Origin of the sequence: Bradyrhizobium cosmicum (genome assembly GCF_007290395.2) — a bacterium.
Lineage (GTDB): Bacteria > Pseudomonadota > Alphaproteobacteria > Rhizobiales > Xanthobacteraceae > Bradyrhizobium > Bradyrhizobium cosmicum.
Genome location: NZ_CP041656.2, coordinates 5,652,500 through 5,675,240, shown reverse-complemented (window position 1 = coordinate 5,675,240; position 22,741 = coordinate 5,652,500). Strand labels below are relative to the sequence as shown.

The 22,741-nt window shown below is 65.5% G+C and carries 19 protein-coding genes; 12 read left to right on the top strand and 7 right to left on the bottom strand.

Translation table 11 applies throughout. The annotated features are described in order from the left end of the window. Positions 1–120: 120 nt before the first annotated feature. From fabF to FNV92_RS27230, 3 genes are all read right to left on the bottom strand, one after another. Entirely contained in the window at positions 121–1,383 is a 1,263-nt protein-coding gene (gene fabF / locus FNV92_RS27240; RefSeq protein ID WP_143843794.1) for a beta-ketoacyl-ACP synthase II, read from the bottom strand. Position 1,384: 1 nt separating this feature from the next. After that, entirely contained in the window at positions 1,385–1,900 is a 516-nt protein-coding gene (locus FNV92_RS27235) for a winged helix-turn-helix transcriptional regulator (RefSeq protein WP_143843795.1), read from the bottom strand. A gap of 370 nt (positions 1,901–2,270) precedes the next feature. Continuing rightward, positions 2,271–3,278: a polyprenyl synthetase family protein gene (locus FNV92_RS27230; protein ID WP_015687919.1), complete on the bottom strand. Its 1,008-nt coding sequence runs from the start codon at positions 3,276–3,278 to the stop codon at positions 2,271–2,273. A gap of 130 nt (positions 3,279–3,408) precedes the next feature. Between FNV92_RS27230 and FNV92_RS27225 the strand changes: the two genes are divergently transcribed. From FNV92_RS27225 to FNV92_RS27195, 7 genes are all read left to right on the top strand, one after another. After that, positions 3,409–3,636 (top strand): putative signal transducing protein, encoded by a 228-nt coding sequence (locus FNV92_RS27225; RefSeq protein WP_015687918.1) that lies wholly within the window; start codon positions 3,409–3,411, stop codon positions 3,634–3,636. Next, positions 3,629–4,396: a tRNA1(Val) (adenine(37)-N6)-methyltransferase gene (locus FNV92_RS27220; protein WP_143843796.1), complete on the top strand. Its 768-nt coding sequence runs from the start codon at positions 3,629–3,631 to the stop codon at positions 4,394–4,396. Before FNV92_RS27225 ends, FNV92_RS27220 begins: the two co-directional genes overlap by 8 nt. A 216-nt stretch (positions 4,397–4,612) precedes the next feature. Beyond that, complete coding sequence (locus FNV92_RS27215; RefSeq protein WP_143843797.1) at positions 4,613–5,521, top strand: S49 family peptidase; 909 nt, start codon at positions 4,613–4,615, stop codon at positions 5,519–5,521. A 107-nt stretch (positions 5,522–5,628) separates the two neighbouring features. Then, positions 5,629–5,820: a hypothetical protein gene (locus tag FNV92_RS27210; protein ID WP_015687915.1), complete on the top strand. Its 192-nt coding sequence runs from the start codon at positions 5,629–5,631 to the stop codon at positions 5,818–5,820. A gap of 229 nt (positions 5,821–6,049) precedes the next feature. After that, the gene (locus tag FNV92_RS27205) at positions 6,050–6,985 is read left to right on the top strand and encodes a glycine--tRNA ligase subunit alpha (RefSeq protein WP_015687914.1); all 936 of its coding nucleotides are present in this window, start codon (positions 6,050–6,052) and stop codon (positions 6,983–6,985) included. Continuing rightward, positions 6,985–9,090: a glycine--tRNA ligase subunit beta gene (gene glyS, locus FNV92_RS27200; RefSeq protein ID WP_143843798.1), complete on the top strand. Its 2,106-nt coding sequence runs from the start codon at positions 6,985–6,987 to the stop codon at positions 9,088–9,090. Before FNV92_RS27205 ends, glyS begins: the two co-directional genes overlap by 1 nt. A gap of 279 nt (positions 9,091–9,369) precedes the next feature. Further along, the gene (locus FNV92_RS27195; protein ID WP_143843799.1) at positions 9,370–10,467 is read left to right on the top strand and encodes a hypothetical protein; all 1,098 of its coding nucleotides are present in this window, start codon (positions 9,370–9,372) and stop codon (positions 10,465–10,467) included. A gap of 190 nt (positions 10,468–10,657) precedes the next feature. Here the strand turns inward: FNV92_RS27195 and FNV92_RS27190 are convergent, their stop codons facing one another. Further along, on the bottom strand, positions 10,658–11,011 hold the full coding sequence (locus tag FNV92_RS27190) for a DUF1236 domain-containing protein (RefSeq protein WP_162005913.1): 354 nt from the start codon (positions 11,009–11,011) through the stop codon (positions 10,658–10,660). 222 nt (positions 11,012–11,233) lie between these two features. Between FNV92_RS27190 and FNV92_RS27185 the strand changes: the two genes are divergently transcribed. The 3 genes from FNV92_RS27185 (at position 11,234) to FNV92_RS27175 (ending at position 16,329) form a co-directional block, all read left to right on the top strand. Next, positions 11,234–11,389 carry a DUF3096 domain-containing protein gene (locus FNV92_RS27185; RefSeq protein WP_007607177.1) on the top strand — a complete coding sequence of 52 codons (156 nt, stop codon included), beginning with the start codon at positions 11,234–11,236 and terminating at the stop codon, positions 11,387–11,389. A gap of 96 nt (positions 11,390–11,485) precedes the next feature. Continuing rightward, positions 11,486–14,413 carry a pyruvate, phosphate dikinase gene (gene ppdK, locus FNV92_RS27180; RefSeq protein WP_168213545.1) on the top strand — a complete coding sequence of 976 codons (2,928 nt, stop codon included), beginning with the start codon at positions 11,486–11,488 and terminating at the stop codon, positions 14,411–14,413. A 461-nt stretch (positions 14,414–14,874) separates the two neighbouring features. Further along, entirely contained in the window at positions 14,875–16,329 is a 1,455-nt protein-coding gene (locus FNV92_RS27175; RefSeq protein WP_168213546.1) for a cell wall hydrolase, read from the top strand. Positions 16,330–16,445: 116 nt separating this feature from the next. Here the strand turns inward: FNV92_RS27175 and nadC are convergent, their stop codons facing one another. From nadC to nadA, 3 genes are read right to left on the bottom strand one after another with little or no spacing between them, the layout of a single operon-like run. Next, a complete protein-coding gene (nadC, locus tag FNV92_RS27170; RefSeq protein WP_143843803.1) occupies positions 16,446–17,324 on the bottom strand; it encodes a carboxylating nicotinate-nucleotide diphosphorylase in 879 nt (292 codons plus the stop codon). Between the two features lie 11 nt (positions 17,325–17,335). Beyond that, on the bottom strand, positions 17,336–18,943 hold the full coding sequence (locus tag FNV92_RS27165) for an L-aspartate oxidase (protein WP_143843804.1): 1,608 nt from the start codon (positions 18,941–18,943) through the stop codon (positions 17,336–17,338). A gap of 8 nt (positions 18,944–18,951) precedes the next feature. Continuing rightward, positions 18,952–20,058 carry a quinolinate synthase NadA gene (nadA, locus tag FNV92_RS27160; RefSeq protein WP_143843805.1) on the bottom strand — a complete coding sequence of 369 codons (1,107 nt, stop codon included), beginning with the start codon at positions 20,056–20,058 and terminating at the stop codon, positions 18,952–18,954. Positions 20,059–20,387: 329 nt separating this feature from the next. On the opposite strand from nadA, the gene FNV92_RS27155 reads away from it, so the two are divergent. Then, the gene (locus FNV92_RS27155) at positions 20,388–21,641 is read left to right on the top strand and encodes an MFS transporter (RefSeq protein ID WP_143843806.1); all 1,254 of its coding nucleotides are present in this window, start codon (positions 20,388–20,390) and stop codon (positions 21,639–21,641) included. Positions 21,642–21,680: 39 nt separating this feature from the next. Next, a complete protein-coding gene (gene acuI, locus FNV92_RS27150) occupies positions 21,681–22,667 on the top strand; it encodes an acrylyl-CoA reductase (NADPH) (RefSeq protein WP_143843807.1) in 987 nt (328 codons plus the stop codon). Positions 22,668–22,741: the final 74 nt, after the last annotated feature.

Here is a 22,741-nt window from a genome sequence, read left to right as displayed (position 1 = left end):
GAATAGGCGCTTGAGCGGATGAAGTAGCCCGCCGTGGGACACCCGACAAGCGCGCTGGCTGAGTGCTACGTGAGTCGCGGCCGAGAGTTCGCGGAACGAGGCTTGCGCGGTGGATCCTGTTTAGTCCATTCCGCGGAAGATCACGCTGGCATTCACCCCGCCGAAGCCGAATCCGTTGGAGATGGCGTGCCGCATCGGCATCGGCCGCGCGCTGCCGGAGACGATGTCGATGCCGTCAGCACTCGCGTCGGGGTTTTCGAAATTGAGCGTCGGCGGCGCAATCTGGTCGCGCACAGCGAGGATGGTGAAGATCGCTTCCAGGCCGCCGGCGGCGCCGAGCAGATGGCCGGTGGCCGATTTGGTCGCGCTCACCGCGATGTTTCGATTGCGGCCGAACAGGGCTGCGATGGCGCCAAGCTCGCTCTGGTCGCCGGCGGGGGTCGACGTTGCATGAGCGTTGAGGTGCTGCAGATCCCCGGGCGCAAGGTTTGCCTGCCGCAGTGCGATCTCCATAGCGCGGCGGGCGCCGTCGCCATCGGGCGGCCCCGACGTCATGTGATAGGCATCCGCCGTGGTGCCGTAGCCGATGACCTCCGCGATCGGCCTGGCGCCGCGCGCGAGCGCGTGCTCCAGCTCCTCGATCACCAGGATGCCGGCGCCTTCGCCCATGACAAAGCCGTCGCGGTCGCGATCGAACGGCCGCGAGGCGCGTGCGGGCTCGCCGTTGAAGGAACTCGACAGCGCACGCGCCGCCGCAAAGCCGCCGAGGCTGACGATGTCGATGCAGGCCTCGGCACCGCCGCAGATCGCGACATCGGCTTCGCCCGCGCGGATCATGCGCGCGGCATCGCCGATCGCCTGGACGCCGGCGGCACAGGCCGTGACCGGCGTTCCCAGCGCGCCCTTGTAGCCGTATTTGATCGAGACGTGACCCGCCGCGAGATTGGCGAGGAACGAGGGGATTGTGAACGGCGAGAGCCGGCGCGGCCCGCGCTGTTCGGTGATGCGGACCGCCTCCGCCATCGCCGGGAAGCCGCCGACGCCGGAGGCGATGATGGTCGCGGTCCGCTCCAGCGCCGCCGCATCCTGCGGCGTCCATCCGGCCTGCGCGACCGCCTCCGCGGTCGCGAGCAGCGCGAACAGGATGAAGCGGTCCATCTTGCGCTGGTCCTTTGGCGCGGCGGCCTGCGCCGGCTCGAAGCCGCCTTCGGCATCGTCGGCCTTGTCGGGTACAAGGCCGGCGATGCGCGCGGGCAGCGCCTGCGACCATTCGGGCAGAGGACGCAGCCCGCTTTGGCCGGCGAGCAGCCGGCGCCATGAGAGTTCGACACCGCAGCCGAGCGGCGACACCGCGCCCATTCCCGTCACGACGATACGACGCATGTCAGTCTCCGGCCGGCGCGACCGCCGGGTTCATGGCCTTGAGCGAGGCGAGCCGCGCGCGCATTCCGCGGCTTGCGCGCGGCCCCGCGATGACGACCGCCTCGGCAAGTGTGATGGGGCGCATGTCGGTGGCATCGACGACCACCGGATCGAGCGGGCGACGATCGTCGCGGTTCGCCAGTACGATGGATTCGCCCTTCGGCGCCAGATGCCTGTTGCCCCAGGCAAGCAGCGCCACGATCACGGGAAAGAAATCCCGCGCCTTGTCCGTCAGCACATATTCGTAGCGCGGCGGCCGCTCATGATAGCGCCGTCGCACGAACATGCCGCTCGCGGTGAGATGCGCCAGCCGCCGCGACAGGATGTTCGGCGCGATTCCCAGACTCTGCGAGAACTCGTCGAACTTCGTGGCGCCCTGGAACGCATCCCGCAGGATCAGGATGCTCCACCATTCGCCGACCGTCTCCACGGCGCGGCCGACCGGGCATTCCAGGGTGGAGGGCGATTTTGGGTGCATGGCGGGAAGGTAGGGGAGTGACTTGCAAAAAGCAAGTGACTCGGCCGCCAGCAGCAAGTGCGGGGGAGCGGGCCGCGAATGCGAGACCATATCTGATGAGACATGAGGTGGCCGTCCAGCAAACCACGCGGTGCGCTGCAGAGCCGGGGCCCATGGCGCAGATGGTTGCGGATGCTGCATGGGTCCCGGCTCTGCGCAGCAACGCGAAGGGCGTTGCAACGCGTCCGGGACACGAGAGGGAGCGCGTAGTCGCTCTATACTCCGTCATTGCGAGCGCAGCGAAGCAATCCAATGTCCTCCCGCGGAGACAGACTGGATTGCTTCGCTGCGCTCGCAAAGACGAGGTGGAGAGAGCGCCAGGCCATCGACCTTAATGCGACCGTGCCAGGCAGAACGCCACGACCTGCTCCAGCGCGCTCTTCATCGGCGAGGACGGGAACAGCGCCAACGCATCCACGGCCATGGCGCCGTAATGGTGGGCGCGGCTGATCGTGTCCTCGAGCGCGCGGTGCTTGTTCATCAGGCCGATGGCGTGGTCGAGGTCGGTGTCGGCGATCTCGCCGCGCTCCAGCGCCTTGATCCAGAAAGCGCGCTCGGTGTCGTTGCCGCGGCGGAAGGCGAGCACCACCGGCAGGGTGATCTTGCCCTCGCGGAAATCGTCGCCGGTGTTCTTGCCGAGTTTTGCGCTCTTGCCGCCATAGTCGAGCACGTCGTCGACGAGCTGGAAGGCGATGCCGAGATTCATGCCGACCGAGCGGCAGGCGGTCTGCTCGGCCTTCGGCCGGTTGGCGATCACGGGGCCGACCTCGCAGGCGGCGGCGAACAGCTCGGCGGTCTTGCCGCGGATCACGGCGAGATATTCGTCCTCGGTGGTCGCGGTGTTCTTGGCAGCCGCAAGTTGCATCACCTCGCCCTCGGCGATGGTGGCGGCGGCCGCCGAAAGAATATCGAGCGCGCGGAGTGAGCCGACCTCGACCATCATGCGAAACGCCTGGCCGAGCAGGAAGTCGCCGACCAGCACGCTCGCCTCGTTGCCCCAGAGCATGCGCGCCGACAGCTTGCCGCGGCGCATCTCGCTCTCGTCGACGACGTCGTCGTGGAGCAGGGTCGCGGTGTGCATGAACTCGACGCTGGCTGCGAGCTTGATGTGGCCGTCGCCGGTGTAGCCGGCGAGGTTGGCCATGGCGAGCGTCAGCATCGGGCGCAGACGCTTGCCGCCGGAGGAGATCAGATGGTTGGCGACCTCCGGGATCATGGTCACGTCAGAACCGGTCCGCGACAGGATCGTGGCGTTGACGCGCTCCATGTCACCGGCGACAAGGGCAACCAGCTCTTCGATCGACGCGCCGGGAGTTTCGAAAGGTACGATGACGGCCACGCCGGTCTCCAATATTTGCCCCGAAGGGGCTATTCTGATGGAAATACAATAGAAACTGGAGGCGGATGCGGCAAGTGCTGCGGAACCATTGACATTTGCCGCTTTAACCCCTTCAGGCAGGAGACCTGCTTTGCGTGAACTGGTTCGGACCAACGATATGGTGCTGGTGTCAGCGATCGGCGCGCTGCTCGACGGCGCCAATATCCATCATCTGGTGCTGGACCAGAACATGAGCATCATCGAGGGCTCGCTCGGCATCCTGCCGCGGCGGATCCTGGTCCATGAGGACGACGCCCTCGAGGCGAGGGCGCTCCTCACCGAGGCCGGCCTCAGCCACGAATTGCGCGGCGATGATTGAAACGCTGGCAGACATCACCGAGGACGCCTTTCTCGGCGGCCAGTTGCGGCTGAAGCAGAAGCGGTCGGGCCACCGCGCCGGCCATGACGCCATCCTGCTCGCAGCGGCGACGGAGGCGAGGGCCGGCGACCGCGTGGTCGATCTCGGCGCCGGCGTCGGCACGGCCGGGCTGGCGCTCGCCCGGCGCGTGGCGGGACTCAGTCTCGGCCTGGTCGAGATCGATCCGGAACTTGCGCAGCTTGCGCGCGCCAATGCGGCGGCGAATGCGATTGCGGCCGAGACGATCGTGCTCGATGTCACGGCCGATGCGTCGGCGTTTGCGGAGCACGGGCTATTGCCCGACAGCGTCGATGCGGTGCTGATGAACCCGCCCTTCAACGATCCCGCGCGTCACCGCGGCTCGCCGGATCAGGCCCGCCATGTCGCACATGTGGCAACGAGCGAGACGCTGGATGCCTGGGTGCATGCGGCGCGGCGCATCCTCCGATCGAATGGCGCGCTGACATTGATCTGGCGCGCAGATGGGATCGCGGAGATTTTGGCAGCGCTGTCACGCGGCTTCGGCAGCCTGTCGATCCTGCCGGTTCATGGCGAGGCGGGACGGCCGGCGATCCGCGTGCTGGTGCGCGCAGTCAAAGGCGGCAGGGCCCCGACGCGATTGCTGCCGGGCCTCATGCTTAACGAAGAGTCGCGCGTGCCTAAAAAAGAGGTCAGGGAAGTTCTGGAGGGGAGGGCGGTTTTGCCGCTGGCGGAGCCGTGAAAGTCTACTGCGGAAGCGATTCCGGCTGCTGTTCCTGCGCGGACGTCAAGCGAATCGCCGTGAAAAGCGCACCGATCAGCAGCATCAGCAGATAGATCTTCATGGCGTTTCCTCCGCTGCTTCATTGCAGCTTCCCTATGGGCAAACTGCAAAACACGTTCCAGGCACTTCCAATGACAGTCGCGTGATAAAAAATGGTTAAACAGAGGTAACGGCATGGCCGAACAATTGAACGATCGTGAGAGTTCCGGCCTGGCCGACAAGCTGCTGCAATATCTGCCGGCACGCTTTCGGCCGGGGACAGCGGTCGTGCCGGTGGTGCGGCTTTCGGGGGTGATCGGCGCGGTGACGCCGCTGCGCCCGGGCATGTCGCTCGCGGGAGTCGCGCGGGTGCTGGAGCGGGCCTTCTCGATGCGCAACGCCAAGGCGGTGGCACTGGTGATCAATTCGCCCGGCGGCTCGCCGGTGCAGTCGCGCCAGATCTATTTGCGCATCAAGCAGCTCGCGGCGGAGAAGAAGCTGCCCGTGCTGGTCTTCGTCGAAGACGTTGCAGCGTCGGGCGGCTACATGATCGCCTGCGCCGGTGACGAGATCATCTGCGATCCCTCCTCGATCCTCGGCTCGATCGGCGTGGTCGGTGGCAGCTTCGGTTTCCAGGAGGCGATCAAGCGGCTCGGCATCGAGCGGCGTCTCTATACCGCCGGCGCAAACAAGGCGATGCTCGATCCGTTCCTGCCCGAAAACCCGGACGACGTCGCCAAGCTGAAGGCGATCCAGCGCGAGATCCACCAGATCTTCATTTCGCTGGTGAAGGACAGCCGCGGCGCGCGGCTGAAGGGCGCGGACGACACCCTGTTCACGGGTGAATACTGGGCCGGCGACAGCGCGGTGGCGCTGGGGCTCGCCGACAGCATCGGCGATCTCCGCTCAACTCTTCGTGCCCGCTATGGCGAGAAGGTTCTCACCCCCGTGATTGCGCAGCCGAGCGGGCTCTTGTCCGGCCTTCTCGGACGAAAACCGGCTGGCGCGGGCCAGCTTTCGGCCATGGAATCAATGGCCGGGCTGCCGGACGAGTTGATCTCGGCGGTCGAAACGCGCGCGATTTGGGCAAAATTCGGGTTCTAGGCGGAGCTGCTCCCGCGCCATTTGGTCCGGCCCGAGCCAATTGCGGTGCGGCCCGGTCTGCGCAAGAATGCGCGTGGGGGCTGAGCACTGTGAACAAGGAACGACCGATGCCGCCGTTCGTCGCTTTTGCGGGCGTCCTGGGCGGGCTTGCCGTGGTCCGCTGGGCCTACAAGACCGCTGTCCGGATCAACCATGAGCTGGAGGAGATGCGCCTCTCGCGCGTCGCCGAGGCCGCCCATGCCGGGGATATTCAGACGTTGAAGCGTGACCCCGTGACCGGGGCTTACCGGCCGGGTTAGGGGTCCCTTCCGCTCAATCGTCATTCCGGGGCTCGCGAAGCGAGAACTATGGTGCGCAATTGCGCACCTGAGAATCCATCGAACCACGGAGTGAGCGGCACAATGGATTCCGGGCTCGCCCTTCGGGCGCCCCGGAATGACGGCCAATCCGGCCCCTTTGCCTTGATTCCCACCCCCGCCGTCGATACGGTCCCGCGCGATTCAAACCCCCGCGAGAGCTGATCTGACGATGGACGCCTCATTGCCCGCCCATATGCGCCCGGAACGCTCGTTCCAGGGCTTCATCCTCGCGCTCCAGCGGTTCTGGGCCGAGCAGGGCTGCGTGATCCTGCAGCCCTACGACATGGAGATGGGCGCGGGTACCTTCCATCCGGCGACTACCTTGCGCGCGCTGGGCCCGAAGCCCTGGAACGCGGCCTATGTGCAGCCTTCGCGCCGGCCCAAGGACGGCCGCTACGGCGAGAATCCGAACCGGATGCAGCACTACTATCAGTTCCAGGTGATCATGAAGCCGTCGCCGCCGAACCTTCAGGAGCTGTACCTGAAGTCGCTCGCCGCGATCGGCATCGATTCCGCCGTGCACGACATTCGCTTTGTCGAGGACGACTGGGAGAGCCCGACCCTGGGCGCTTGGGGCCTCGGCTGGGAGTGCTGGTGCGACGGCATGGAAGTCAGCCAGTTCACCTATTTCCAGCAGGTCGCGGGCTTCGAATGCGCGCCGGTTGCAGGCGAGCTCACCTACGGGCTCGAGCGTCTCGCGATGTATGTGCAGGGCGTCGACCGTGTCTACGATCTCAACTTCAACGGCCGTGACGGCGATGCCAAGGTCACCTATGGCGACGTCTTCCTGCAGGCCGAGAAGGAATATTCGAAGCACAATTTCGAAGTCGCCGACACCGCGATGCTGTTCGAGCAGTTCAAGATGGCGGAGGCGGCCTGCAAGAAATATCTCGACGCCGGCTGGCGGGAGGGTAACCGCAAAGAGCATCTGATGGCGCTGCCGGCCTACGACCAGTGCATCAAGGCGAGCCACGTCTTCAACCTGCTCGATGCCCGCGGCGTGATCTCCGTGACCGAGCGGCAGAGCTACATTCTTCGCGTGCGCGAACTGGCCAAGGCCTGCGGCGAGGCCTGGATTCATACTGAAGCGGGCGGAGCGGCCTGATGCCCGATCTTTTGCTTGAACTGTTCTCGGAAGAAATCCCCGCGCGCATGCAGGCCAAGGCGGCCGACGATCTGCGCCGCATGGTCACCGACAAGCTCGTCGCCGAAGGCCTCGTCTACGAAGGCGCCAAGGCATTCGCGACGCCGCGCCGCCTCGCGCTGACCGTGCACGGCATTCCCGCGCGCCAGCCCGACCTCAAGACCGAGCGCCGCGGACCGAAAATGGGTGCGCCCGATGCGGCCGTGCAAGGCTTCCTCAAAGCCACGGGTTTGCAGTCGCTGGACGAAGCCAAGATCCAGCGCGACCCGAAGGGTGATTTCTACATAGCGCTGATCGAGAAGCCCGGCCGCGCCGCGATTGACGTGCTCGCCGAGATTCTGCCGGTGATCATCCGCACCTTCCCCTGGCCGAAATCGATGCGCTGGGGTGCGCGTTCCGGAAAACCGGGATCGCTGAACTGGGTGCGTCCGCTGCACGCGATCACGGCGACCTTCGGCATCGAGACCGAAGAGCCCGATGTGGTGAAGTTTGCGGTGGATGGCATCGAGAGCGGCCAGACCACCTACGGCCATCGCTTCCTCGCGCCGGGTGCGATCAACGTGCGCCGCTTCGAGGACTACGACGCCAAGCTGCTCGCCGCGAAGGTCGTGCTCGACCCCGAGCGCCGCAAGGACGCCATCCTCACCGACGCCAAGCAGCTTGCGTTCGCGCAAGGCTTTGACCTCGTCGAGGACCAGAACCTGCTCGACGAAGTTGCGGGCCTCGTCGAATGGCCGGTCGTGCTGATGGGCTCGTTCGAAGAGGAATTTCTGGCGACGCCAGCGGAAGTGATCCGCGCCACCATCCGCAACAACCAGAAGTGCTTCGTCGTCCGCGATCCCAAGAGCAATCAGGGCAAGCTCGCCAACAAGTTCATCCTGGTCGCCAACATCGAGGCCACCGACGGCGGCAAGACCATCATTGCCGGCAACGAGCGCGTGATCCGCGCGCGGCTGAGCGATGCGAAGTTCTTCTACGAGACGGACCTGAAGACGAAGCTCGAGGATCGCCTGCCGAAGTTCGAGCAGATCGTGTTCCACGAGAAGCTCGGCACGCAGGCTGCGCGCATCAAGCGTATCGAGCGGCTTGCGGCGGAGATCGCGCCGCTGGTCGGCGCCGATGTCGCCAAGGTCAAGCGCGCCGCGCATCTGGCAAAGGCGGACTTGCTGACGGAGGTTGTCGGCGAATTCCCGGAGGTGCAGGGCCTGATGGGCAAGTACTACGCACTGGCCCAGGGCGAGGACGCGTCCGTCGCTGCGGCCTGCGAGGAGCATTACAAGCCGCAAGGGCCCGCCGATCGCGTGCCGACCGATCCGGTGAGCGTGGCGGTGGCGCTGGCGGACAAGATCGACACGCTGGTCGGCTTCTGGGCGATTGACGAGAAACCGACGGGAAGCAAGGACCCGTATGCGCTGCGTCGCGCCGCGCTTGGTGTGATCAGGCTGATTGCCGAGAACGCGCTACGCCTGTCGCTGGTGAGGGTGGCTGCGTCGGCACTCGCCGGTTTGTCGGTGGAGCCGGCCGATGCCCAGAAGCTTCCGAGCGATCTGCTCGCCTTCTTCGCCGACCGCCTGAAAGTTCAGCTGCGCGAGCAGGGCGCACGCCACGACCTCGTTGACGCCGTGTTTGCGCTCGGTGGCCAGGACGATCTTCTGATGATCGTTCGCCGCGTCGATGCTCTCGGCAAGTTCCTCGAGACCGACGACGGCAAGAACCTGCTCGCCGGCATCAAGCGCGCCAGCAATATCCTCGGCATCGAGGAGAAGAAGGACAAGCGCAACTTCGAAGGAGCGCCCGAGCCCGCGCTCTACGGCCTCGATGAGGAGAAGTCGCTGGCGAAGGCGATCGGCGAGGTGACGGCGGAAGCGAGTGCCGCAGTCGCCAAGGAAGACTTTACCGCCGCGATGACCGCTATGGCCAAGCTGCGTCCGCCGGTGGATGCCTTCTTCGAAAAAGTTCGCGTCAACGACGACGATCCCAAGGTGCGCGAGAACCGCCTGAAGCTGCTGGGCGAGATCCGCAGCGCCACGCGTGCGGTGGCGGATTTCTCGAAGATCCAGGATTGATCTCTCGTGCCCGGACGCTCTGCAGCGCCACTTGGCGGTGCGCTGCAGAGCCTGGCCCAGGCTGCCCCTTTCCCGGAACTTCCGGGTCCCGGGTCTGCGCTGCGCTTGTCCGGGACACGAGATGAAGAAAGCTCGACTCGGCATTGGCCGCTCCCGGTTGAACAGGGAGCGCTCAACCCGGAAACATCCGGAAACATTCATACTTGGTTAACCATGCTCTGAAATGGTGCGGGTCGGGATAACGCTTCGTTAACCCCAACGTGCAGCGACGAGAGCTGAGTGACCTCGATCAACAACAATCCCTACGCGTATCTCGGCTCGGCCTATGCCCGGGCCGGTTCGCCACAGGCGTCTTCGGCCAATACCCTGTTGAACGCCGCGGATTCGTCCAGTCAGTCTCAGGGCAATGGGGCGACCAACCTGACGCTGTCGGAGGCCGCTCGCGCCCGGCTCACCGACGCCCCGGCGCAGCCCGACTTCGCGACGCTGACCGGAAACATGCGGGCGGCACTCGACAAGGCCTATACCGCCGCCAAGGTGACCGGGCCGATCGGGGCCGACGGCAAGACCACGGTGGATCTGTCCTCATTCGATCGCCGTTCGCTGTTTGCGGTGTCAACCAACAATGGCGGCAAATTCAGTCCCGACGAACAGAAAGCGGCCAGCACCGAACTCTCCAACCGCTTCAACGACGCGCTGGCGCCGGCGGTGGCCACGTCGAAGCTGACGGGCAATTTCAACGCGGTCTACAACGCGGCACTCGATTATCTCGATGGTGCGAGTGGAGAGGAAAAGGCGACCGCTGTCTGGTCAGCGCTGCACAGCGCGGTGTCGAAGGGCGTCCAGGCGACCCGTCAGGATCCCACCAAAGCGCCGACCTCCATCGCGAACGACCCGGTTGCCGCTTATCTCTCCAGCAATGGCGACGGCGATACGTCGACGCCGGCGGATTTTTCGACCGTCGCCAAACGCGTCCGCGCTACTCTCGATGCACAGGCAAAGGCTGCCGCCGCCACCGGCAAGGACCCGGTGTTCGATCCGGGGCGCAACGCCGGGCAACAAGCCGACTTCAGCGGGATGGACAGCCGTTCCCTCGCGGCGGTCTCGCTCAATCAGGACGGACTGTTCTCCAAGCAGGAGAGCTTCGCCGCCAAGCAGACGCTCGATGCGCGCAACCGCGCCAGCATTCTCGCGGCGCTCAATCGAAGCCAGTCCACCGGCGACCCGACGCAGCTCAGCCTGGGCATTCTCAATACCTATTCGTCGATGAGCGCCGAAGAGCGCCAGGCGTCCAACTGGACGCCTACGTTCCGCGATCATGCGTTGGCGAACTATAAATCCAGCAGCCACATCATGGCGATGCTGAGAGGACACTAGGCCCCTGTTCTTCGGAAGCGCGCGCAAAAGAGCCCCGCCCGGCGGGGGGAAGACCGGGCAGGGCCTGATGTCCGCTACTCAGCTCTACGCGTCAGCCTGATTTTTTGACGCGCCGGACATCGAGTTGTGCAGAGCGTTTTCGAGCGAAGTGGGTACCGGTTCGCGTGAAGAAAACGCGTCCAGATAAGAGTTAATCCATCACCTCGACGATGCGCCGCGAGCGCGGCTCGACCAGCACGGTTGCGCCGTTCACGACGGTGTAGCGGTAGGTGGTGGCGCCGAAACGTTGCGGTACGTCATAATAGGTGACGCCGCTCTCGGGTAAGGTGCTGCCGACCACCACGCGATCTGGAATGCTGAAGGCCGGTACACGTTGCTCGACGACATAGTCTCGGAAGGCCGGCCGCTGTTCGACCGCAATCGTCGGGCCACTATCGACCACGACGGGCGCGCGTCCCACTGTGATTCCGGTTTGCGCCTGCGCCGCGACGGGCGAACCGATCGCGGCCGCGAGCGCTGCAAGAGCAAGAATCCTGTTCCGCATGCAAAACTCCTTCGACATGATTCAGCCGGCGCCAGCGGCGCGACCGCTTGGCCAATGCATGCCCCCTTCGCAATGTTCCGGGAAAGCCTTGCCGCATCAGCGGCAATTTCGGGCAGTTTTCGCGAAGCCGGGAACCTGCTCGCCTGTTGCGCGTCTCTACCCGCGGAACCCGGTCGGCTATGATCCGCCGGCGATTCGCCTCACGTTACGGAAAGACAATTCATGCACATCACCGTCGCCCACATTTCGCCGATCCTGTCGCTGCTTGCGGGCGTGCTGATCCTGATCATGCCGCGCCTGCTCAACCTGATCGTTGCGATCTTTCTCATCGTAAATGGCGCGATCGGGCTCGGATTGTTGAAGTGGCTCCATCTCTAGGCCTTCATTTTCCGGAACTCTTCGACTTGCGCGACCCTGCCCAAAGTGGTGTAAGGCGCGCGATTTCCCATTCCTCTCGCAGGTTGTGTGCAAGCTATGGCCAAAGCCGCCTCGAAGCCCAATAAAACTGCAGCGAAATCAAAGGCCTCTGCCAAGGCGAAAGCCGCGCCGGCAGCTCGCAAGACGCTCCCCAAGAGCGCCTCCAAGCCTGTCCCTAAGCCGGCTGCGAAGCCCGCAGCTAAGCCTGCTGCGAAAGCTGCGGCCAAGCCGGTTGCTCCGAAGGTCGCTGCCAAGCCAGCGCCGAAGAAGGCAGCCCCCGCCAAGGCGGCGCCAGTCACGGCCAAGGCCGGTAAGTGGGTCTTCACATTCGGCGACGGCAAGGCCGAAGGCCGGACCGAAATGCGCGACCTGCTGGGTGGCAAGGGCGCCAATCTCGCCGAGATGGCCAATCTCGGCCTGCCGGTACCTCCTGGCTTCACCATCCCGACCTCGGTCTGCACCTACTTTTACGCACACGACAAGTCCTACCCCAAGGAATTGAAGTCGCAGGTTGAGAAGGCGCTCGACCATGTCGGCAAGTTGACCGGCAAGATCTTCGGCGACACCAGGAACCCGCTGCTCGTCTCCGTGCGCTCCGGTGCACGCGCCTCGATGCCGGGCATGATGGACACCGTGCTCAACCTCGGCCTCAACGACCAGACCGTGGAAGCGCTGTCGGAGCTGTCGGGTGACCGCCGCTTCGCCTATGACAGCTATCGCCGCTTCATCACCATGTATTCGGACGTGGTGCTCGGCTTCGAGCATCATCACTTCGAGGAAATCCTCGACACGTTCAAGGACAGCCAGGGCTATACGCTCGACACCGATCTCTCCGCCGAGGATTGGGTCGATCTGGTCGGCAAGTACAAGGACGCGGTCGCGCGCGAGACCGGCAAGGACTTCCCGCAGGACCCGCATGACCAGCTCTGGGGCGCGATCGGTGCGGTGTTCTCATCCTGGATGAACGCACGCGCGGTGACCTACCGCAAGCTGCACGACATTCCGGAATCCTGGGGCACCGCGGTCAATGTGCAGGCCATGGTGTTCGGCAACATGGGCGAGACCTCGGCCACCGGCGTCGCCTTCACGCGCAACCCCTCGACCGGCGAGAGCAAGCTGTACGGCGAGTTCCTGATCAACGCGCAAGGCGAGGACGTGGTGGCGGGCATCCGCACGCCGCAGGACATCACCGAAGAAGCGCGCAAGGAATCGGGCTCCGACAAGGCGTCGATGGAAGCGGCGATGCCGGAGGCCTTCAAGGAGCTGACGCGGATCTACACGCTGCTCGAGAAGCACTACCGCGACATGCAGGACATGGAGTTCACGGTCGAGCAGGGCAAGCTGTGGATGCTGCAGACCCGCGGCGGCAAGCGCACCGCGAAAGCGGCGCTTCGCATCGCGGTCGAGCTCGCCAACGAAGGCCTGATCACCAAGAACGAAGCGGTGATGCGGATCGATCCCGCCTCGCTCGATCAGCTGCTGCATCCGGCCATCGATCCCGGCGCCAAGCGCGACGTGATCGCGACCGGACTGCCGGCCTCGCCTGGTGCGGCCTCCGGCGAGATCGTGTTTTCCTCGGACGAGGCGGCCAAGCTTCAGGCCGACGGACGCAAGGTCATTCTGGTCCGCATCGAGACCAGCCCCGAAGACATCCACGGCATGCACGCAGCCGAAGGCATCCTGACCACGCGCGGCGGCATGACCTCGCACGCCGCCGTGGTCGCGCGCGGCATGGGCAAGCCCTGCGTCTCCGGCTGCGGCACCATCCGCGTCGATTACGGTCGCGGCACGATGAGCATCGGCTCGCGCAGCTTCAAGACCGGCGACGTCATCACCATCGACGGCTCGCTCGGCCAGGTGCTCAGCGGCCGCATGCCGATGATCGAGCCGGAGCTGTCCGGCGAGTTCGGTACGCTGATGAAGTGGGCCGACCAGGTCCGCAAGATCGGCGTTCGCGTCAATGGCGATACGCCGGACGACGCCCGCACCGCGATCAAGTTCGGCGCCGAAGGTATCGGCCTCTGCCGTACCGAGCACATGTTCTTCGAGGAGACGCGCATCCGCACGGTGCGTGAGATGATCCTCTCCGAGGACGAGCAGTCCCGCCGCGCCGCGCTCGCCAAGCTGCTGCCGATGCAGCGCGCCGACTTCGTCGAGCTGTTCGAGATCATGAAGGGCCTGCCCGTCACGATCCGGCTTTTGGATCCTCCCCTCCACGAATTCCTGCCGCACACCCATGCCGAGGTCGAGGAAGTGGCGCGTGCCATGAACACCGACCCGCGGCGCCTCGCTGACCGCGCGCGCGAGCTCTCGGAGTTCAATCCGATGCTCGGCTTCCGCGGCTGCCGTATCGCGATCGCCTATCCGGAGATCGCGGAGATGCAGGCGCGAGCGATCTTCGAGGCGGCGGTCGAGGCCGAGAAGCGCACCGGCAAGGCCGTCGGCCTCGAGGTGATGGTGCCGCTGATCGCGACCAAGATGGAGCTCGACCTCGTCAAGGCGCGCATCGATGCCACCGCGAAGGAGGTGATGCGCGACGCCAACACCAAACTGACCTATCAGGTCGGCACCATGATCGAGCTGCCGCGCGCCTGCCTGCTGGCGGCCGAGATCGCGGAGAGCGCGGAGTTCTTCTCGTTCGGCACCAACGACCTGACGCAGACCACCTACGGCATCAGCCGCGACGACGCCGCGAGCTTCCTCGGCACCTATGTGTCCAAGGGGATCCTGCCGATTGATCCGTTCGTTGCGCTCGACCAGGAAGGCGTCGGCGAGCTGGTCAAGATCGGCGTCGCGCGTGGCCGCAAGACCCGCCCGAAGCTCAAGGTCGGCATCTGCGGCGAGCACGGCGGCGATCCCGCCTCCGTCGCCTTCTGCCACAACATCGGTCTCGACTACGTCTCCTGCTCGCCCTACCGCGTGCCGATCGCCCGCCTCGCAGCGGCGCAAGCCGCGCTCGGCAAGGCGGTCGCGAGCCAGGCGTAAGCGAAACGCAGGATCGAGTTGAGAGAGGCGGGGCCAAGCCCCGCCTCTCCTCATTTCAGGCGATGTTGTTCCCACGTACTCGCTGTCATCGCCCGGTTCGACCGGGCGATCCAGTACGCCGAGACAACGGTGATCGAGAAGCTGCGGCGTACTGGATGCCCCGCCTTCGCGGGGCATGACAGCTGTTGTCGGCGTGACGATGGAACCGCGCGCGTCCTGCTATGAGACGCGCGCGCAAGGGTTCCTTCACCATTCGCGTTGACCGATTGTTTACCGCTTGACGTCAGCCCGCATTTACCACGCCTGCAATCCCTCCGTGAAAACACCTGAGATCGCTTGAGTGTGCCGCGCGCGCAACGTCGATTAACGCCCCGGCAACCTAAATTAGATACTTACGATAAAGATCGAATTGCACGGATGTACTGCATCTCGATTTTTGTAAGCGTAGCGTGAGCGTATCGATGTCTGTGTTGCGTAACCATCCGAAGGGCGCGCGGTTCGCGTCCTTCGGCATCGGTCTCTGCATCTTCGCATTGATGCCGAGAGAGACCGGCTATCAGGATATTGCCTCCCTGCTGGCGCGTCAGCCCGGCGTCGCCGAGCGTTGGCAGAAGCAGGTGTTCTCTGCGGCGTCCTCGATTCAGCTCGCCACCTACAGTTTTTCCCGTCCCATCGGCACGTCGGTTCCGCAGAGCGCGATGGTTCGCCTCGCGAGCCTCGACGGTCGCGACGTCACCGGCGCGCTCGGCCGCAATCCGGCGCTGCAGGCGCCGCCGCGCTACCAGGCCGCCGATTTTCCCAAGGTCGATCGCTCCATGAAGGGTGATCGCCTCGCGACCGTGACGCCGACGCAGGCACCCGAGACGGTCGCGCCGGTCACAGCACCCGCGGGCCAGGATCCCGCGACCTCGAACAGCTCGGTGTTCGGCGCCAAGACCGCTGCGTTGCCACAGGCAATGTCACCCGAGTCCGCGGCCGCACTCGATCCCGAGCTCGCGGAAGCACTGCGCGCGCCGCCGCTGTCGCAATACACCAATGCGCCGCAGGCCAGCGAGCTCGCGCGTTCATTCGCGGTGCAGCCGCTGGAGGCGCTGAAGCGAGCCACCGCGCCGACCACGCCCGTGCGCGATCCCTTCAGCGTCAAGACCTCCAACCTGTTCTTCGGCAGTTCCTCGCTCGGCGGCAATGTCGAGAGCATCGAGAGCTGGCAGCCCGGCGCCGAGCCGCTGATCGTGATGCCAGATCCGGACATGAAGGTGACGGCCTCGCTGTCACCGCCGACGGAGGCGATCGCCAGGGATATCGAGAGCGGCGAGAGCGTCGCCCCCAAGGGCGAGGTCAACGCTGACAACCAGCGCGCCAGATCGCCGGCCGAGCGGCTGGCACTCGACGACAAGTCGCGTGCCAAATCCGAGAAGTGTCTCGCCGAAGCCGTCTATTTCGAGTCCCGCGGCGAGGCGGTGCGCGGCCAGATCGCGGTGGCGCAGGTGGTATTGAACCGCGTGTTCTCCGGCAAATATCCCGACACCGTGTGCGGCGCGGTCTATCAGAACAAGCACCGCCATCTCGCCTGCCAGTTCACCTTTGCCTGCGACAACAATGCCGACGTGATCCGCGAGCCCGAGATGTGGGAGCGCGCGAAGAAGATCTCGAAGGCGATGCTCGACGGCCAGATCTGGCTGCCCGAGGTCGGCAAGTCGACGCACTATCACGCCTATTGGGTGCGCCCGTCCTGGGTCGCCGAGATGAAGAAGATGTACAAGACCGGCGTGCACACCTTCTACCGTCCGCGCGCCTGGGGCGACGGCAGCGAGGAGCCGAGCTGGGGCAGCCCGGCGCAAACCGCCGCGCTCTCCGCCGAGCTCGCGCAGGAAGCCAAGAGTTCTGCCGAGATGGGCGTGAGCGAGCGAAGGTAGCATTCACAAAAGTTCGTCATGGCCGGGCTTGTCCCGGGCATCCCCGTTCTTTGTAACGAGTTGCAAGGCGTGGATGGCCGGGACAAGCCCAGCCATGACGGAGAGGGAAGCCGGCCTCACGCCGCGATATCCAGCGCGCAGTCGAAGTTCGGCGCCGAATGCGTCAGCGCCCCTGCTGACGCGTAATCGACGCCGGTGGCTGCGATCGCCGCGATCGACTCCAGTGTGACCCCGCCGGATGCTTCCAGCTTGAGGCGGCCCTCGTTGAGCTTGACGGCCTCGCGCAGGGTTGCAAGATCCATGTTGTCGAGCAACACGGCGTCCGCCATTGCGCTATCGAGCACCTCGTGGAGTTGCGCAAGCGTATCCACCTCGATCTCGATCTTGACGAGGTGTCCGGCATGGGCGCGCGCGCGCTCCAGCACCGGGCGGATGCCGCCGGCGACCGCGATGTGGTTGTCCTTGATCAGGATCGCATCGTCGAGGCCGAAACGGTGGTTGAAGCCGCCGCCGCAGCGCACCGCGTATTTCTCCAGCGCACGCAACCCCGGCGTGGTCTTTCGCGTGCAGCAGATGCGCATCCTGGTGCCTTCGGTGCGCGCGACGTAATCGGCCGTGAGCGTCGCGATGCCTGACAGGCGGCCGACGAAATTCAGCGCGGTCCGCTCCGCCGTCAGAATGGCACGCGCCGGGCCTGTGATCGTCAGCACCTGCTGACCGCGGGCAACGCGTGCGGCGTCGCGAACATGCGCGCGCACCTCGATCTCTGGCGAAAGCCTTTGCAGTGTCGCCAGCGCCAGCGGCAGGCCGGCGATCACGCCGGACTGCCGCGCGACGAGGATCGCCTGCGCTCTGGCCGCTTCCGGAATCGTCGCGAGCGAGGTGATGTCGCCGGCACGGCCGAGATCCTCGTCGAGTGCGCGCCGCACGGCCTCGTCGATCGCGAGCGGCGAGAGGAAGGCATCGGGATAGAGCAGTGAGGTCGGATTGATCATGGGGGCCTCCCTCAGGCGATCATGGGTTGCGCGGTGCGCGGCTGGAGATGCTCGCTCAAGCTCTCCGCGACCGCGCGCGCTGCGGTGAGCGTGGTCATCGTTCGCTGCGCCAATGCGGGGTCATCCGCCGGATGATCGATGCGGAAATGCGCGCCGCGGCTCTCGCGCCGGCTCCACGCCGAGGCGGCGACGAGCAGGGCCGATGTCGCCATGTTGCGGACAGCGATGCTCGTGCCTTCGTGCTCGAGCGCGGCGAAGCTGCGCACCGCCTCTGCAAGTCCCTCGTCGTCGCGGATGACGCCGACGCGCGCGCTCATCATCGCCCGCAGCTGCTTCACGGCCGCAGCATCCGGCGCCTCGCCGCGCGGCGTCACCAGCACGTCGGCGAGGCAGGCAGACGAGGGGATGGCGCGACCGGCGATGTCGTCGGCGATGCGTGCGGCATAGACCACGGCTTCCAGCAGCGAGTTCGATGCAAGCCGGTTGGCGCCGTGGGCGCCGGTCGACGACACTTCGCCGCCGGCCCAGAGCCCGTCGATCGAGCTGCGGCCGTGCGCATCCACCGCGATGCCGCCCATGTGGTAGTGCGCGGCCGGCGCGATCGGGATGGCCTGCGTCGCGGGATCGATCCCGGCGGCAATGCAACTCGCATGCACCGTCGGAAGCCTGTCAGCGAAGCGCCTGCCCAGCGCCTCGCGCGCATCGAGGAACGCTCCCCGTCCGGCCGCGATCTCCGCGAACACGCCGCGGGCCACGATGTCGCGCGGCGCGAGTTCGGCGAGCGGGTGGAGTGCCAGCATGAAGCGCTCGCCATTGCGATTGACCAGCGTCGCGCCTTCGCCACGCAGGGCTTCGGTTGCGAGCGGTGCCGGGTCGCGCCCCACCATGATGGCCGTCGGGTGGAATTGGACGAACTCGGGATCGACGATGACGGCGCCGGCGCGGGCTGCAATCGCGAGGCCGGAGCCGCCGGCCTCGGGTGGATTGGTGGTGACGGCGTAGAGATGGCCGATGCCGCCGGTCGCGAGCACGATCGCGCGCGAGGCGATCAGGACCGGCCTTGCGCCTGGGTTGCCGGCCTCTCGCAATTGCAGGCCAGCGATGGCGCTATCTTCGGTCAACAATGCCTCGGCGACAAAACCCTCGATCAGGCGGATCGACGGCGTGCGGCGCACCGCGTCACTGAGGGTGGCGATGATCGCAGCGCCCGCGCCGTCGCCGCGCACATGCACGATGCGGCGCGCCGAATGCGCGGCCTCACGGCCGACGGCGAGACGGCCTTCGAGATCGCGGTCGAACGGCACGCCATAGGCGAGCAGGTCGTGAATTCGCGGCGCGGCCTCGCGCGCGATCCCGAGCGCAACCGCTTCATCGACGAGGCCGCCGCCGACGGCGATGGTGTCAGCAGCATGCGCTTCCGGCGTATCGCCCTCGGCCACCGCCGCGGCGATACCGCCTTGCGCCCATGCGGACGATGCGCCTTGTCCGAGCGGCGCGGCCGAGATCAGCGTCACCGGCCGCGGTGCGAGTTTCAGCGCGCAGAACAGCCCGGCGAGACCGCCGCCGACGATGACGACGTCATTGCTACTGCGGGTGAGGTTATGGATGTTGTTCTTCATGTTCGCTCTCAATTCTTCAGATTGATCATCCGCTCGACCGAGCGCCGCGCACGCTCCGCAAGCGCCGGATCGATCGTCACTTCCTCGCGCAGCGTCAGCAGGCTCTCCAGGATATTGGCGAGGGTGATGCGCTTCATGTGCGGGCAGAGATTGCAGGGGCGCAGCATCTCCACATCAGGCAGCTCGGCGCGCAAATTGTCCGCCATCGAGCATTCCGTGATCATCACGAGCCGCCGCGGCCGCTTTTCGCGCACCCAGTTGATCATGTGCGCGGTCGAGCCGGTGAAGTCGGCCTCCGCCAGCACGTCCGGCGGGCATTCGGGATGCGCGATGATCTGCACCGACGGATCGGCCTCGCGGTAGGCGCGCAGCTCCTCACCGGTAAAACGTTCGTGCACCTCGCAGGCACCCTTCCAGGCGATGATCTTCACGTCGGTCTTCGAGGCGACGTAGGTCGCAAGATAGCGATCGGGCAGGAAGATCACGCTCGGCGCGTTCAGGCTCTCGACCACCTGCACCGCGTTCGACGAGGTGCAGCAGATGTCGACCTCGGCTTTCACCTCCGCCGACGTGTTGACATAGGCGACCACAGGCACGCCCGGAAATTTTTCGCGGAGCAGACGGACGTCCGCACCCGTGATGCTGGCCGCGAGCGAGCAGCCGGCGCGCGAATCCGGGATCAGCACCGTCTTGTCCGGATTGAGCAGCTTCGAGGTCTCCGCCATGAAGTGCACGCCGCACTGGACGATGATGCTGGCCTTCACCTTGGTTGCTTCGACGGCGAGCTGGAGCGAGTCGCCGGCGATGTCGGCAACGCCGTGAAAGATCTCCGGCGCCTGGTAGTTGTGCGCGAGGATCACCGCGCCGCGCGCCTGCTTAAGCTCGTTGATCGCCTTGATGGTCGGCGCCATCAGCGGCCATTCGATCGGCGGGATCACATGCTTGATGCGCTCGTAGAGCGGCGCGGTGGCCCGCTCGACCTCGGGCGTCCATTCCAGCGAGGGCATCGGCAGGGCGGGGCCCGACCGTGCCGGCGCGGGGCGGGGTGGGGTGGTGGATTGGCCCTGAGGCCGGTTGGCAAAGTCGTCGGGCCCGTAAATTCCAGTGATCGGCATCGGAAGCCTCCCGTGCATGTCAATTATGCTCGTTTTGAGTATATATGAAGCCCGAGAAATCCGGCCGAGAGGCCGGGTAGGACCTAGATATACTCAATATGAGTAAATCGAAGTTAACACGCCACTGACGCGGCTGCCAGCCCTCGCCACACACATTCTCGTCAAAACGCGATCGCGATCTCCGGGCGAGGCCTCGAAGAAACGCAATGCTCCGGCAACAGCTCTTCGTAGGACGCAATCATTTTCGGCTTGGGAGTTTCATGCACTTGCATTAAACGCCTGACTGGCGGCTGCCTATTCCGGACCGCCTGCGACAGATGAGGAAGCGCATGTCGACACAAGCGGGCGAGCTCGGTCCGGTTTCCCGGCCTTCCTCCTGGCGCACGCCGGCGATCATCATTCTCTGCGGCTGCGCCATCGGCATGCTCGGCTTCGGACCGCGTTCGGCACTCGGCTTCTTCGTGCAGCCGATGAGCCATGAATTCGCCTGGGGCCGCGACGTGTTTGGCCTCGCCATTGCCTTCCAGAATCTGTTGTGGGGATTGGGCCAGCCGATCGCCGGTGCGGTCGCCGACCGCTTCGGCCTGTTCCGGGTGATGTCTGTCGGCGCTCTGCTCTATGCCGGCGGCCTGCTCCTGATGCGATACTCCTCGACGCCGCTGTCGCTCGACATCGGCGCGGGCGTAATGGTCGGCTTTGGCCTCGCCGGCTGCTCGTTCAATCTGGTGTTGTCGGCGTTCAGCAAGCTGTTGCCGGCCGAGAAGCGCGGCCTCGCGCTCGGCGCCGGCACCGCGGCGGGCTCGTTCGGCCAGTTCCTGTTCGCGCCGATCGGCGTGGCGCTGATCGACAATTTCGGCTGGCAGCAGGCGCTCACCGTGTTCGGCTTCCTGATGCTGCTGATCATCCCGCTGTCGCTGGCGCTCTCGACACCGCCGGTCGCAAGCACGGCCAACGCTGTGCCCGCGGAGGAACAGTCATTCACCAAAGCGCTTTCCGAAGCCTTCGGGCATCGCTCCTACGTGCTGCTGGTGCTCGGCTTCTTCACCTGCGGCTTCCAGCTCGCTTTCATCACCGTGCATCTGCCGGCCTTCCTGGTCGATCGCGGCATCTCCACGCAAACCGGCGGCTGGGTGATCGCGGCGATCGGTCTGTTCAACATCATCGGCTCGCTCAGCGTCGGCTATCTCCAGAACTCGCTGCCCAAGCGCTACATCCTCTCCGTCATCTATTTCACCCGCGCGCTTGCGACGCTGGCCTTCATCTCGTTCCCGATCACGCCGTTCTCGGCGATTGCGTTCGGCGCGATCTCCGGACTGACCTGGCTGTCGACGGTGCCGCCGACCTCGGCGCTGGTGGCGCTGATGTTCGGCACCCGCTGGCTCGCCACGCTTTACGGCTTCGCCTTCGTCAGCCATCAGGTCGGCGGCTTCCTCGGCGTATGGCTCGGCGGCATCGTGTTCGAGAAGTTCGGTTCCTATACGCCGATCTGGTGGCTCTCGATCCTGTTCGGCGTGCTCTCGGCGCTGATCAATCTTCCGATCGTGGAGAAACCGGTTCAGCGAGCGGTTGCGCAGCCTGCCTGATCGGCTAAACATCGCCTGAAACAAGTCAGGGAGTTTGCTGTGGCCACGTTCAAGGCGATCCGGATCGACAAGGCGGACAAGGGCACCACCGCGCAGCTGGCGCAGTTCGACGAGGCCGAGCTGATGGACGGCGACGTCACCGTCCGCGTGGAATGGTCGACGCTGAACTACAAGGACGGCCTCGCGCTCACCGGCAAGGCGCCGGTGGTGCGCCGCTTCCCGATGATTGCCGGCATCGATTTCGCCGGCACCGTCGAAGCGTCCTCGCATCCGCAATGGAAGGCCGGCGACCAGGTCGTCTGCACCGGTTGGGGCATGGGTGAGACCCATCTCGGCGCCTATGCGCAGAAGGCGCGGGTGAAAGGCGACTGGCTGGTCGCTCTTCCGCAGGGCCTGTCGGCGCGCGACGCCATGGCGATCGGCACCGCCGGCTTCACGGCGATGCTGTCCGTACTGGCGCTGGAGAAGCACGGACTCTCACTGAAGGGCGGCCCCGTGGTGGTCACGGGCGCGGCGGGCGGCGTTGGCTCGGTCGCCATCGCCGTGCTGTCGAAGCTCGGCTACCACGTCATCGCCTCGACCGGCCGTGCTGCAGAAGCGGACTATCTGAAGGGGATCGGCGCGGCCGAGATCATCGACCGTAATGAATTGTCGGCGCCGGCCAAGCCCCTGGCCAAGGAGCGTTGGGCGGGCGGGGTGGACAGCGTCGGCTCGACCACGCTGGCGAATCTCCTGTCGATGACGAAATACGGCGGTGCGATCGCGGCCTGCGGCCTCGCGGCCGGCATGGACCTGCCGTCTTCTGTCGCACCCTTCATTTTGCGCGGGGTGTGCCTTCTCGGCATCGATTCCGTGATGTGCCCGATCGAACCGCGCAAAGCCGCCTGGCAGCGCCTGGCGTCCGATCTGGATCGGACGAAACTATCTGAAATTACTCATGAAATTTCACTCGATCAGGTTTCGGAGTGGGGCGCGAAAATCCTGGCCGGTCAGGTCCGCGGCCGCATCGTGGTAAAAATTGTCTAACGACGTTCAGACTTTACCAACCAAGCTGCTTCAATGTCGCCATGGTTAGTATGGTAAGCAGCGGGTAAAGAGAT

Bases quoted from the DNA above. Each gene is read 5' to 3' on its own strand.
- fabF (WP_143843794.1), bottom strand. From the start codon at position 1,383: ATGCGTCGTATCGTCGTGACGGGAATGGGCGCGGTGTCGCCGCTCGGC.
- FNV92_RS27235 (WP_143843795.1), bottom strand. From the start codon at position 1,900: ATGCACCCAAAATCGCCCTCCACCCTGGAATGCCCGGTCGGCCGCGCC.
- FNV92_RS27220 (WP_143843796.1), top strand. From the start codon at position 3,629: ATGATTGAAACGCTGGCAGACATCACCGAGGACGCCTTTCTCGGCGGC.
- FNV92_RS27215 (WP_143843797.1), top strand. From the start codon at position 4,613: ATGGCCGAACAATTGAACGATCGTGAGAGTTCCGGCCTGGCCGACAAG.
- FNV92_RS27210 (WP_015687915.1), top strand. From the start codon at position 5,629: ATGCCGCCGTTCGTCGCTTTTGCGGGCGTCCTGGGCGGGCTTGCCGTG.
- FNV92_RS27205 (WP_015687914.1), top strand. From the start codon at position 6,050: ATGGACGCCTCATTGCCCGCCCATATGCGCCCGGAACGCTCGTTCCAG.
- glyS (WP_143843798.1), top strand. From the start codon at position 6,985: ATGCCCGATCTTTTGCTTGAACTGTTCTCGGAAGAAATCCCCGCGCGC.
- FNV92_RS27190 (WP_162005913.1), bottom strand. From the start codon at position 11,011: ATGCGGAACAGGATTCTTGCTCTTGCAGCGCTCGCGGCCGCGATCGGT.
- FNV92_RS27185 (WP_007607177.1), top strand. From the start codon at position 11,234: ATGCACATCACCGTCGCCCACATTTCGCCGATCCTGTCGCTGCTTGCG.
- ppdK (WP_168213545.1), top strand. From the start codon at position 11,486: ATGGCCAAAGCCGCCTCGAAGCCCAATAAAACTGCAGCGAAATCAAAG.
- FNV92_RS27175 (WP_168213546.1), top strand. From the start codon at position 14,875: ATGTCTGTGTTGCGTAACCATCCGAAGGGCGCGCGGTTCGCGTCCTTC.
- nadC (WP_143843803.1), bottom strand. From the start codon at position 17,324: ATGATCAATCCGACCTCACTGCTCTATCCCGATGCCTTCCTCTCGCCG.
- FNV92_RS27165 (WP_143843804.1), bottom strand. From the start codon at position 18,943: ATGAAGAACAACATCCATAACCTCACCCGCAGTAGCAATGACGTCGTC.
- nadA (WP_143843805.1), bottom strand. From the start codon at position 20,058: ATGCCGATCACTGGAATTTACGGGCCCGACGACTTTGCCAACCGGCCT.
- FNV92_RS27155 (WP_143843806.1), top strand. From the start codon at position 20,388: ATGTCGACACAAGCGGGCGAGCTCGGTCCGGTTTCCCGGCCTTCCTCC.